13 protein-coding genes are annotated in these 12,457 nt (G+C 42.1%); 8 read left to right on the forward strand and 5 right to left on the reverse strand.

What is annotated here, in order from left to right:
* The first annotated feature begins 89 nt into the window (after nt 1-89).
* Nucleotides 90-236 carry a hypothetical protein gene (locus MKY20_RS07970; RefSeq protein ID WP_157380199.1) on the forward strand — a complete coding sequence of 49 codons (147 nt, stop codon included), beginning with the start codon at nt 90-92 and terminating at the stop codon, nt 234-236.
* Between the two features lie 410 nt (nt 237-646).
* On the opposite strand, the gene MKY20_RS07975 is transcribed toward MKY20_RS07970, so the two are convergent.
* Nucleotides 647-1,495, reverse strand: a complete 849-nt coding sequence (locus MKY20_RS07975; RefSeq protein WP_019382990.1) for a dimethylarginine dimethylaminohydrolase family protein — start codon at nt 1,493-1,495, stop codon at nt 647-649.
* 154 nt (nt 1,496-1,649) lie between these two features.
* On the opposite strand from MKY20_RS07975, the gene MKY20_RS07980 reads away from it, so the two are divergent.
* Entirely contained in the window at nt 1,650-1,862 is a 213-nt protein-coding gene (locus MKY20_RS07980; protein WP_009333415.1) for a hypothetical protein, read from the forward strand.
* Between the two features lie 67 nt (nt 1,863-1,929).
* On the opposite strand, the gene MKY20_RS07985 is transcribed toward MKY20_RS07980, so the two are convergent.
* Genes MKY20_RS07985 through MKY20_RS07995 form a run of 3 tightly spaced genes read right to left on the reverse strand, consistent with a single transcriptional unit; the run spans nt 1,930 to nt 3,914 of the window.
* Nucleotides 1,930-2,685: a TraR/DksA C4-type zinc finger protein gene (locus tag MKY20_RS07985; RefSeq protein WP_217028096.1), complete on the reverse strand. Its 756-nt coding sequence runs from the start codon at nt 2,683-2,685 to the stop codon at nt 1,930-1,932.
* 44 nt (nt 2,686-2,729) lie between these two features.
* Nucleotides 2,730-2,942, reverse strand: a complete 213-nt coding sequence (locus MKY20_RS07990; protein WP_019382991.1) for a hypothetical protein — start codon at nt 2,940-2,942, stop codon at nt 2,730-2,732.
* 39 nt (nt 2,943-2,981) lie between these two features.
* A complete protein-coding gene (locus tag MKY20_RS07995; RefSeq protein WP_009333413.1) occupies nt 2,982-3,914 on the reverse strand; it encodes a 1,4-dihydroxy-2-naphthoate polyprenyltransferase in 933 nt (310 codons plus the stop codon).
* Nucleotides 3,915-4,324: 410 nt separating this feature from the next.
* On the opposite strand from MKY20_RS07995, the gene MKY20_RS08000 reads away from it, so the two are divergent.
* From MKY20_RS08000 to menC, 6 genes are all read left to right on the forward strand, one after another.
* On the forward strand, nt 4,325-5,731 hold the full coding sequence (locus MKY20_RS08000; RefSeq protein ID WP_019382992.1) for an isochorismate synthase: 1,407 nt from the start codon (nt 4,325-4,327) through the stop codon (nt 5,729-5,731).
* Complete coding sequence (menD, locus tag MKY20_RS08005; protein ID WP_251174694.1) at nt 5,728-7,473, forward strand: 2-succinyl-5-enolpyruvyl-6-hydroxy-3-cyclohexene-1-carboxylic-acid synthase; 1,746 nt, start codon at nt 5,728-5,730, stop codon at nt 7,471-7,473. The genes MKY20_RS08000 and menD overlap by 4 nt, the downstream gene beginning before the upstream one ends.
* Before the next feature lie 6 nt (nt 7,474-7,479).
* Entirely contained in the window at nt 7,480-8,319 is an 840-nt protein-coding gene (gene menH / locus MKY20_RS08010) for a 2-succinyl-6-hydroxy-2,4-cyclohexadiene-1-carboxylate synthase (protein WP_251156430.1), read from the forward strand.
* A gap of 65 nt (nt 8,320-8,384) precedes the next feature.
* Nucleotides 8,385-9,206, forward strand: a complete 822-nt coding sequence (menB, locus tag MKY20_RS08015) for a 1,4-dihydroxy-2-naphthoyl-CoA synthase (protein WP_009333409.1) — start codon at nt 8,385-8,387, stop codon at nt 9,204-9,206.
* An 81-nt stretch (nt 9,207-9,287) separates the two neighbouring features.
* Nucleotides 9,288-10,775, forward strand: a complete 1,488-nt coding sequence (locus MKY20_RS08020; protein WP_251174695.1) for an o-succinylbenzoate--CoA ligase — start codon at nt 9,288-9,290, stop codon at nt 10,773-10,775.
* A 1-nt stretch (nt 10,776) separates the two neighbouring features.
* The gene (gene menC, locus MKY20_RS08025) at nt 10,777-11,883 is read left to right on the forward strand and encodes an o-succinylbenzoate synthase (protein ID WP_341000866.1); all 1,107 of its coding nucleotides are present in this window, start codon (nt 10,777-10,779) and stop codon (nt 11,881-11,883) included.
* A 380-nt stretch (nt 11,884-12,263) separates the two neighbouring features.
* On the opposite strand, the gene MKY20_RS08030 is transcribed toward menC, so the two are convergent.
* Complete coding sequence (locus MKY20_RS08030; RefSeq protein ID WP_009333406.1) at nt 12,264-12,422, reverse strand: DUF1540 domain-containing protein; 159 nt, start codon at nt 12,420-12,422, stop codon at nt 12,264-12,266.
* Nucleotides 12,423-12,457 lie beyond the last annotated feature (35 nt).

Consider the following 12,457-nt stretch of genomic DNA (forward strand, 5'->3'; position numbering starts at 1 on the left):
GAGGCTGTTTTTTGTTGATTAGTGGGAATTACCCCCAGAATGAAGGTGGTCAAGAGAAAATGGGAGTTAATCAGGGGGAATAGCCCAAAATGAAAGTGCTCAAGAGAAAATGGGAGTTAATCAGTGGCAATAAAGCCCAAAATGAGGAGGCTCAAGAGAAAATGGGAGTTAATCAATGTAATAACGCCCAAAATGAAGGTGGTCAAGAGAAAATGGGAGTTAATCAGTATGAATAATGCCCAAAATGAAAATGCTCAAGAGAAAATGGGAGTTAATCAATGTGAATAACGCCCAAAATGAAGGTGGTCAAGAGAAAATGGGAGTTAATCAGGGGGAATTACGCCCAAAATGAAGGTGCTCAAGAGAAAATGGGAGTTAATCAGTGGCAATAAAGCCCAAAATGAGGAGGCACAAGAGAAAATGAGAGTTAATCAATGTGAATAACGCCCAAAATGAAGGTGGTCAAGAGAAAATGGGAGTTAATCAGTATGAATAATGCCCAAAATGAAAATGCTCAAGAGAAAATGGGAGTTAATCACGAGGATTAACTCCCAAACATGCCTAAGAGAAAACAGCGGTTAATCACAAAAAAGGCGGTTTCCAAGAGAGTCTATAATCATTATTCCGTTTCATTGAGGCAGGAGATCTACCCTTTACTGCGCCTAACAGGCATCGTGCAGCAGCGGAAGGCACCTCCGGATTTAATGATTTCAGTAATGTCTACCTCAATGACTTCATAGCCCCTGGACCTGAGCTCTTTATTGACATTCTTATTAATCGGTAGACTGAAGATTTTTTTATTGCCGATAGAGAGGACGTTGGTTCCGAGCGTGAATTGCTCCTCTTCCGATACTTTTATTAAATCATAGCGTGATTCCAGCATTTTGACTTTTTCCCCATGGATCTCTCCCGGAAAGATAAGAGCTTCCTCCGGTGAAATAATATTGAATACACAATCAAGATGCAGATATGTATCAGTGAAAGGGATGGATACAACATCATAATCGGGCATAAGGCTGCGAAGATGCTCGATCGCTTCTTCGTGGGTACGGCTGCTCACTCCTGCAAATATCGTTTGGCCATCGATCAGGACGTCTCCTCCCTCTATGCGGTCTCCCGTAAGATTGTAAAAAGGAACCTGGTTTACTTCCAGCCATTGCTTCAGAACATTTTCTTCTCCTTGCCGAATGTCTGCCGCCATTTCTGCAACATATACCTTTTCTCCAAGTGTAAATCCGATATCACGGGTAAAAACCTGTTCAGGATATTTTTCAAGCGAGGGCAGCAAAACCACATTGATTCCCTGATCCTTTAATGCACTGACAAAATGTCTGTGCTGTTTCATGGCTGTATCTATATTAATTCCTTCTTTTTCATAATGCTTTTGTGTTTCATTAATTGTATCTACAATCGTCATGTACTTCGGTTCACATAACACCACTTGTTCAAGTTTGTCATATTCTGAAAAGCATGCAGCTTTTATTTGTCCAGACATTGTGATCCTCCCAGCGATATATTCTTAAGATAATATTGCCTATGAAAAGCGGTTTTACTCCGTAAAGTGCAAATATTAACAAAAATTCCCACTACAAAAAAGGTTTAAAAACCCTGATAATGAAATCATTAGATATAAAGGGGGTAGCTGTTAAATGTACCAAATCGAGAAAGGATCAATGGAAGAAGTTTTGCTGCATCTTCAAAATATTGGACTGCAACTAAATGAATTCGAGAAATCAAATGATTCTATTCCGGTGAAAAATTATAAAGAACTGCTGGAATTCAGCATCTCCATTGCCCGCCGCACAAACGATGTTTCTGATACGATTGATGAGATTATCCAGGATATCGAATCCAAATTATAAATATATATAAGGGTATCTTATTTTGCCATTTGACATAAAAAAGCGATGCATCTGCATCGCTTTTACTTTAATCCTTATCTTCATCCACATAGCCGTCAGTCTGATGATACGGCACATCACCGAAAGGTGCTTCGATATCATTTTCATCCAGCATCGCTTCATACTCTTCCTGTTTCTTGGAAGGATACACTTTTCTCCCCTTGCCTTCAAGGTCATTTCCGATAAACGTCTCATAATCTTCTGTAAACCCTTCATCATCATGCCCTTCATTATAAAGAGAATTATAATCTTCATAGTCGCCTCTTAAGTCAGAGGGTGTCTCAGAAGTGCCAAAACGGGCAACTTCCTGGAAGCTGTCTTCGTTATCCACAACTTCTCTAAATTGATGATGCTGAAAGGTATTCCCGTGTGCAGGTTCAAGCACATCTTCTTCAACAGGACGGTCCCCGGGCACGTTTTGCTCTGGACTATGTTCCTTGCAGTAAAGGGTTGCTGGAATCACTTCAAGCCGATCATATGGAATTTCGGAACCGCACTCTTTGCATTTGCCGTATGAACCATCTTCAATTGCCTGCAGTGCTGCATTTACTTTATTCAGTTCAGAGTCATGATGTTCTTCTAAAGCAAAATCCTTTTCACGCTCATAAAGTTCAGAACCCATATCGGCTGGATGGTTGTCATAAAGGGATAGCTCTCCTACTGTGTCTCTGGCACTCGCACCTTCCAGACTTCCTTCTTTATTGCCTTGAAGCTGGGATTCCAGTGATTTTTTTTCATCATTCAATTCTTTTTTTAAATGGCTGATTTGTTCATTGGTCAACATATTAGTCACATCCTTGGATTTGATAAATATTATACAAGGCCTGCTCATGCCAGAGTCAAGCCCAAAATAAAGCCGAGCTTTGCCGCTCTTGCTCTGCTGAGTATTAAAAATCTTAGTCCATATGGGTTTAGTATGGACGTAGTTGGCAAAATCATAACGGAAGAAAAAATTTTAGGGTCAAGCATCTTCCTTAAATAAAAAATACCCGTTAAAAATGGGATGAAACCAAGAGGGTGCTTTCTGCTGTTTTTTTCCAAACAAAAAACCCCTGCTATAAAAGCAGAGGTTCCATTTAATTATAAAAGATATCCGATAAACAAGCCTACTGATAAAAGAAAGCCAAAGATTGTATTTGTCTGGGCAGTGGCTTTCATCGCAGGCATCATTTGCATAGGCAGTGTTTTTCCGATGAAGCCTTTCGTTGCTTTAATGGCCTTGGGCGCACTTAGAACAACAATTGCAAGCCATGGTGTTATGATGTTCATGGCAATCAATATGAAAACCCATGCATACGAAACGATGAACATTGCGGCAAGCAGCTTAATTGCTCCTTTTTTCCCTAAAAGAATTGCCAATGTTTTGCGGCCGAATTCCTTGTCGCCGTCCAGGTCTCTGATATTATTGGCCAGCAGAATGGCGCCAACAAGAATCAAAATAGGGAAGGAAACTAAAACACTTGTTGCAGTTACGGTTCCTGCCTGAATGTAAAAAGAAATTAGGATGATCAGCATGCCCATGAAAAAACCTGCAAATAATTCACCAAATGGTGTGTACGCTATCGGAAGCGGACCGCCTGTATATAAATATCCTACTGCCATGGAGGCCAGTCCAATTGCTGCAATCCACCAGCTTGTGTTCATGCAAATATAGAATCCAAGCAATATCGAAATCCCATACAGGCCAAAAGCAAGGTTCAGAACCGTTTTTGGTTTGATTCCTTCCCGTACAATAGCCCCGCCAATTCCGACAGAGTCTTCCGTATCAAGCCCTCTTTTGAAGTCGTAGTATTCGTTAAACATATTAGTGGCAGCCTGAATCAGCAAGCTTGCTGCCAGCATAGCAAAAAACAGGCCAAAATTTATTTCAGTAAGTTCCATAGCAAGAGCTGTTCCAAGCAGAACCGGCACAAAGGCAGCGGTAAGAGTATGTGGCCTGGTCAGCTGCCACCAGACCCTCCAGTTCTTTGAGTTGGAAGCAGGCGGAAAATTGGTCTGTGCTTGTGGTTGCATGATAACTCTCCCCTTATTTATCTATTCTGTAATGATATCATTAATTGGATCATTCAAACTTGTTTATTTTAACCGATTAACAGGGTATTGTCAAAGTAAACCGCTATATTACCAAACACCTTAAGTTTAGGTAAATAATGCAAGAGTGTCAACGTATTATTGCCGTAAATAGAACCGGTATTTTCCATAAATAAGGAAACCGTAAAGCAGCACATTCCGATGTTAACAGTGCTAATGGCTGAATTGAGTTCAATTCATATTATAGATGCCTAAAGTAAGCTATAATATAATAAGGATGCAAAATGGAATGGCGTGATTGACATCATTGACATTCCCTGAATCACAGGTGTATCTTAGAATAAGTTTAAAGTAGGATAACGGCAATTTAAGCTGTTATTGGAGGGATTTTTTTGGTTACGATACAAGATACGGAACTAAAAGAAGGGATCCAAGAGGCAATTGAGAGGGCCAAATCCTTGTCAAAGCCTGTTTTAGTGAGCGAAGTTCAAAAAATAAATCATATAGACCCCCTTTCTTTTTATGCGGCAGGAAAGAGCCGTTTTTTTGGTGAACGCTTTTTCTGGAAGGATCCTTCTGGTGAAACTTATATAATCGGGCTTGGGATTTGCAAGCAAATTCAGTCAGATCAAAGTACCGGCAGATTTAATCATGTTGAAAAGGAATGGAAGCGTTTTATTAATAACAGCATTATTTTTAACCCTTATGATAAAAATGCTACAGGGCCCGTGATGTTTGGCGGTTTTTCTTTCGATCCTCTAAAGAGGAAAACAAAGCTTTGGTCGAAGTATTCTGATTCCCTTTTTCATGTGCCGACTTATATGTATAGTGAAATGAATGGACAGGCCTTTTTGACAACAAATGTTGTCTGCACTCAGCATGACGGTGATTCTCTTTTTGAAAAGATAGTGGCCGAACGAGGCATGATAATGGCTTCAATCAGCGATTATCATCCTGAGAATGCAAACACTCTTCAGGAAGAAGCAGATATAAATCCGGAAAAATGGATGGAGACAGTAGATGCGGTTGTGGATGAACTTAAATCAGGATCTTTAAAAAAGGTTGTGCTTGCCCGGGAGTCCAGGCTCATCTATGATAAGCCGATCGAGATTGAAAGAGTTCTCTGGAATCTTATGGAGATGCAAAGGGAAAGCTTTATTTTTGCTTTTGAATCGAACGGTGACTGCTTTATTGGAGCCTCTCCTGAACGGCTTATAAAGAAATATGGAGAAAATGTTTTTACAACCTGTCTGGCAGGTTCCATCCCAAGAGGGAAAACAGCAGAAGATGATCATATCCTTGGCGATGCTTTATTGCATGATCAGAAAAATTTAACCGAACATCAATATGTGGTTGATATGATTAAGGAAGCAATGGAGGAATCCTGCTCAGAAGTTGAACTGCCGGATGAGCCGCAGCTGATGAAGATGAGAGATATACAGCACCTTTATACTCCTGTAATAGGTAAAACCAAGGGAGATGCTTCCCTTCTTGCTTTAGTTGACCGTCTGCATCCGACTCCTGCTCTTGGAGGCCTGCCTAAGAGAGAAGCAGTGGAAAAAATAAGAGAAGTAGAAGAACTGGATCGGGGCTTTTATGCTGCTCCATTAGGATGGATGGACTTCAGGGGAAATGGCGAATATGCTGTTACAATCAGATCTGGTCTTATTCAGGGAAATGAAGCATCCTTATTCGCAGGCTGCGGAGTGGTGCAGGATTCAAATGCCGAAAGCGAGTATCAGGAAACAAAAATTAAATTCCGGCCAATGCTTACGGCTCTTGGGGGTTATGAAAAGTGAATCATCAGGAAGCTTTAACTTCATATATAGCCGCATTTGTGGCTGAATTAGTAAAAAGCGGGGTAGAGGATGTCGTGGTCAGTCCCGGCTCCCGTTCTACCCCAATGGCTATGGTAATGGCAGAGCATCCGGAGCTTCGTGTACATATCCATGTGGACGAGCGATCGGCTGCCTTTTTTGCGTTGGGGATTGCTAAGGCATCCCAAAGACCAGCAGCTCTGCTGTGTACATCTGGAACGGCTGCAGCCAATTACTATCCTGCCATTGTGGAAGCCCAGTATTCCAGAGTACCGCTAATCGTGCTTACTGCGGACCGGCCTCATGAACTAAGGGATGTTGGCGCTCCTCAGGCGATCGATCAGATTCATTTGTATGGAAAAAATGTAAAATGGTTTGTTGAGATGGCTCCTCCTGAGAATACAGCAGAAATGCTTCGTTATGCCCGCACAGTTTGCGCAAGGGCAGCATCTGCTGCCCAGACCTCACCAGCAGGGCCGGTTCATCTTAACTTTCCTTTCCGTGAGCCTTTAGTGCCGCAGCTTGACCGCAATGATTTATTTGAGCTGAGTGAGCGCACCGAAGGTTATGTAAATATCCATAGTGGCCAGTTTGGTTTGCCTAATGAAGAGTACAAGGAAATGGCACAGATATTTAACTCTGCACAAAAAGGAATTATTGTCTGCGGTCCTCTGGAAAAAGCTGACTTCTCTGCAGCCGTGATTAAGCTGGCGGAAAAGCTCAACTATCCGATCATTGCTGATCCATTATCCCAGCTAAGAAGCGGACTTCACGAAGGAAGCTTCATTATTGATGCCTATGATAGCTTTTTGAAAAACGATGATGCGAAGAAGGCACTCAAGCCGGATGTCATTATACGCTTCGGTGCTATGCCTGTATCGAAGCCATTGACTATTTTCATGAAAGAAAACAGCACTGCCCGCCAGATTATTGTCGATGGAGGCAGGGGATGGCGGGATCCTGCACTGCTCTCAACCGAAATGATTCATTGCGATGAGATTCTATTCTGCGAGTCTGTCACCTCATTTTTAAACACTTCAGAGAATGATGAATTTATTGCTTTATGGAAAAAAATCAATGATCTTACCAGATCAAAGCTTGCGGATATTAATGCAGTGGACGAACTGAGCGAGGGGAAATTATTTTTCCAGCTGGCGGAATTACTGCCGGAAGGCTCTACCCTATTTGTAGGAAATAGTATGCCTATAAGGGATCTGGATACATTCTTCCATTATAATCAAAAGAGCATTAGAGTAATGGCCAACAGGGGAGCAAATGGCATTGATGGCACCGTTTCAACTGCTCTTGGTGCTGGAATGGCATCACAGCCGCTGTATCTAGTGCTTGGTGATTTAACCTTTTTCCATGACTTAAATGGCTTAATTGCCTCTAAGCAGTATGGAATAGATATCAATATATTGCTGATTAATAATAATGGAGGCGGAATCTTCTCATTCCTGCCGCAGGCAAATCACCCCAGAAATTTTGAAAAATTGTTTGGGACACCTCTTGATCTGGATTTTAGCCATGCCATTAAGATGTTTGGCGGCCAATATGATTTAATCTCAGATTGGGAACATTTTATTTCCGCCTTCCAACAGAACATGGGCAGATCAGGCATAAAGGTAATGGAAATTACGACAAATCGGGACAGGAATTTAACCGAGCATCGAGAATTGTGGGAATCTGTTTCCCGGGAAATAAGTCGATTGCTGGAAGGGTGAATGCCGATGAAATATGTCATTAATGGAGTCCGATATCATGTCGATACATGGGGAACTGGATTTCCACTTCTGCTTCTCCATGGCTTCACAGGAAATAGTGAAGGGTGGAAAGAGTTCGCTCCCTTCTGGAAGGATCATTCGAAGACAATAGCTTTGGATATCATCGGCCATGGAAAGTCTGGATCACCACCTGATATTGGTCAATATCAAATAGAAGAGTCTGCCGCAGTGATTAACAGTCTATTAGAAAAGATGGGAATCGGGAAGATTGATGTTCTTGGATATTCTATGGGAGGGCGCCTTGCGCTAACTTTTGCGGTCAATTATCCTGAAAAGGTCCGCAAGCTGATTTTGGAAAGTGCATCTCCAGGTCTTAGGACGGAAGCGGAAAGGCATGAAAGAAGGATTCAGGATAAAAAATTGTCTGAAAAGATTCGGCAGGAAGGCATTAAGAATTTTATTGACTATTGGGAGAACATCCCTTTATTTCAAAGCCAAAAAAGTCTTCCGGAAAAAATTCGAACCAGAATAAGATGCCAGCGTTTGGCCAATTCCATTGATGGCCTGGCAAACAGCCTGAACGGCATGGGCACTGGGGTGCAGCCATCCTGGTGGGATGAGCTTGCTCATCTCGAAATGCCAGTCCTTCTAATTACCGGAAACCTGGATCAAAAATTCTGCAGAATTGCGGAAGAAATGTCAAAAATTTTGCCAAATGTCAAGTGGAAGACCGCTGAAGATGCAGGACATGCAATTCATGTGGAGAAACCTGAATTATTTGGTACAATAGTAAGTGGGTTTTTGTCGCAGACAGGGGAGAATAATACAAATGGCAGTAAAGATTGAGGAATGATGTCATTTGATGTAGCGGCAATTAACGCTTTCTAATACATATTAAGGAGGATTTATGTATGTCAGCTGTTGAATGGATTGCAGGAAAACAGTACGAAGAAATCATTTATGAAACATACAATGGAATTGCGAAAATTACGATTAACAGACCGCAAGTCCACAATGCCTTTACTCCAAGAACGGTAATGGAATTAATTGATGCTTTTGCGTACGCACGTGATGATGAAAATGTAGGTGTTATTGTCCTGACGGGTGCCGGAGATAAAGCATTTTGTTCAGGCGGGGATCAATCTGTCAGAGGACATGGCGGATATGTAGGTGACGACCAGATCCCTCGTTTAAATGTACTGGATCTGCAGCGCCTGATCCGTGTTATTCCTAAGCCGGTTATTGCAATGGTAAAAGGCTATGCGATTGGGGGAGGACATGTCCTTCATATCGTATGTGATTTAACGATTGCAGCAGATAACGCTGTATTCGGACAAACAGGCCCTAAAGTAGGCAGCTTTGATGCAGGTTATGGTTCAGGATATCTTGCTAGAATCGTCGGCCATAAGAAAGCACGCGAAATTTGGTATCTGTGCCGCCAGTACGGCGCTCAGGAAGCTTTGGATATGGGGCTTGTCAATACTGTGGTGCCGCTTGAGAAAGTGGAAGAAGAAACAATTAAGTGGTGTGAAGAAATACTGGAGAAGAGCCCGACGGCTATCCGCTTCTTGAAGGCTGCCTTCAATGCCGATACTGATGGGCTTGCAGGAATCCAGCAATTCGCCGGAGATGCAACACTTCTATACTATACAACAGATGAAGCGAAAGAAGGCCGTGACGCATTTAAAGAAAAGCGCAAGCCAGACTTCGGCCAATTCCCGCGTTTCCCTTGATTGAATATTAATTTTTTCAGCTTGATGGCTTGCCATCAGGCTGTTTTTATATGAAAAATCGCATGAAATGAGGAGTATATGATGGAAGCGCAAATAGTACCGAATTTTCTTCAACAGCGAACTTTTTTAACCCCCGATCGCCCTGCCCTTTCCTTTTTGGGGAAAACCTATACATTTTCTGAAGTATACGAGCGTACATACACAATAGCAGGGCAGCTCCAGGCAGCTGGATGCATGAGAGGACAGTTTGTAGGTGTCCTTCTCCGAAATCATGAGGACACTGTTTTTATTCTTTTGGCCCTGCAGCTGCTCGATGTAAAAGCCGTCATATTAAATAACAGGCTGACTGCTGAGGAATTGATTTGGCAAATGAATGATTCGAAGTCCGCTTTCCTTTTAACTGAGAATACTTTTAATGAAGTTAGCCAAAAGGTTGTAAACTCCTTAGGAGAAATTTCGGCAATCTATAAAGAAGATTTATTCAGGAGAGATCCTGATGAGCCGTCAGTAGTAGAAGAAATAAGTCTTGATGAGGTTTGTACCATCATGTATACATCCGGTACAACCGGCAATCCAAAAGGTGTACTGCAAACCTACGGAAATCATTGGTGGAGTGCAGTGGGGTCTGCATTGAATTTAGGGTTGAATGAAAACGACAGCTGGCTGTGTGCTGTCCCGATTTTTCATATTAGCGGCTATTCCATTTTAATGCGGAGCATTATCTACGGCATGAAAATGGTTCTTTTTGAATCTTTCCATGAAGAGAAAGCCATTGAGGCCATTTCCATCGAAAAAGTGACAATCATGTCTGTTGTAAGTACGATGCTGACCAGGGTAGCAGATGCACTTAAAGGTGAAAAGCTGCCGGAGTATTTCAGATGTATGTTATTAGGGGGAGGACCCGCAGCAAAATCTCTTCTTGAAGATTGCAGAGAGAAGGGAATTCCTGTATACCAGACTTACGGAATGACAGAAACTTCGTCCCAGATCGTGACACTGGCTCCGGAATACAGTCTCAGCAAATTGGGTTCGGCCGGTAAACCTTTATTCCCTTCCCAGCTGAAAGTTGCTGATCCAAATGGGAAGCATGCTGATCCCGGAGAAGCGGGCGAAATTCTTGTAAAAGGTCCAAATGTGACAAAAGGGTATTTAAACCGAAAAGAGGAAACAGCAGAAAAACTAAAGGGTGGCTGGCTTTCAACTGGAGATATTGGATATGTGGATAAAGAAGGATTCTTATATGTGCTTGATCGGCGGTCAGATTTAATCATTTCAGGCGGTGAAAATATCTATCCGGCTGAAGTCGAGGGTGTGCTTGTTTCACACGCCCAAATATCGGATGCAGGGGTTATCGGCATGAAGGACGATGTTTGGGGTGAGGTGCCTGTAGCCTTTATCGCTGGAGACGAGAATCTGGATGAAAAAGAAGTGATGAAGTACTGCTTTGAGAAGCTGGCAAAGTATAAAGCACCTAAAAAACTCATCATCATTAATGAAATCCCTAGGAACGCTTCAAAAAAGATATTAAGAAGAAAGCTTCGGGAACTGCTTGAGGAAAGCGGGAATTAGCATGGATATCAAGACAATTACTTTATATAAAATCAAGATGCCTTTGAAAACACCTTTTTCCACGCATTTAGGGACAGTGAAGGATAGAGAGGGAATTATTATTGAGGTAATCGATCAAGAAGGACGGAAAGGCTACGGTGAAGGAGTCGCTTTTTCTTCACCCTGGTATACGGAGGAAACGGTTGAAACGAGCTATCATATGCTAAAAGAATTCCTTATCCCAATAATGCGTAATGCGGATATAAAGCATCCTTCAGAAGCGGGCCGCGTTTTTGACGCTTTCAGAAGGAATCAAATGGCGAAAGCGGCACTTGAAACGGCTTTATGGGACTTGGCAGCCAAAAAAGAAGATATTTCTCTATCAAAATATATAGGAGGCCAGCGGGAATTGATTCCATCCGGCGTGGTTGTTGGCGCTAAAACAAAGGAAGAAGTAAGAAGGCAAATTGAATACTATCTGGAGAGCGGCTATCAAAGGGTAAAAGTAAAGATCAGCCCGGCGAACGATTATGAATTTATTTCAGAGATCCGCCGCTTTTACCCTGATCTGCCAATCATGGCAGATGCAAATTCAGCTTACTCATTGGACGATATAGAACATTTAAAAAGGCTTGATGATTTTGGGCTGCTGATGATTGAACAGCCGCTGGAATATGATGATATTGTTGATCATGCAAAGCTTCAGAAAGAACTGAAAACACCAATTTGCCTGGATGAGAGTATTGTCACCTTTAATGATGCCAGGAGAGCTGTCGAGCTGGGAAGCTGTAAAGTCATCAATATTAAGATTGGCCGGGTTGGAGGTCTGGGAACAGCAAAGAAGATTCATGATTATTGTCTGGATAAAGGGATCCAAGTCTGGTGTGGAGGCATGCTGGAGTTTGGAGTCTCCCGTGCACATAATATTGCTCTTGCCTCCATGGAGGGCTTTTCCATTCCTGGAGATATCTCAGCCTCGGGCAGGTATTGGGAAGAAGACATCATTCTGCCCGAAGTCACCGTGGAAAACGGGATGATAAAAGTTCCTGATAAACCGGGAATCGGTTATGAAATTAATGAAAAAAGGCTGAATGAAGTTTCCACCTCTAAAGATAGCATTGCTTTATAAGTAAAAAACCGCAGTTCTGCTTTTGGCAGATTTGCGGTTTTCGTTATATTGCAAAAAAATAGACGCATTATCAGCGCCCTTTATTTATAAATTATTGCGTAATTTCGTCTTTAATAAATGAATCCTCTTTAATGGCAAAGGAGCTTAATCCAGCAGCAGCGGCAAAAGCAGCTCCAAGCAAAATAATGGTTGATAACATATGTATCACTCCTATAAGTTGTTGTTACTCTATACATTCCCGGTAGGAATCTTAATAAACTTGTTTTTATAAAAAACACAAAAGCGATGCATAAAATGCACCGCTTTTGCAGCATTTCGCCTAACCATCCAATGAAATGCGTACCAGCAATCCGATAGCACCCGGAAGGTGCTGTCACCCATTAAAGGTCATGAGGCTCAAACGTTTTGCAGTCTGTTTCTTTGCTGTTGTCTGCGGTTTCTCCAGTATGGCTGACTACGTATATTTGGTCTGCACTGCATCGGTTCCCATTTTTCCAGAAAGCGCAGTTGTTAACTTCACATAAAACGTCTTTTGCCATTTTCAAACACCTCTTATCAGAAAATTGTGACCACA

The organism is Cytobacillus sp. FSL W8-0315, from assembly GCF_038002905.1.
In the GTDB taxonomy this organism is placed as follows: Bacteria; Bacillota; Bacilli; order Bacillales; family Cytobacillaceae; genus Cytobacillus; species Cytobacillus pseudoceanisediminis.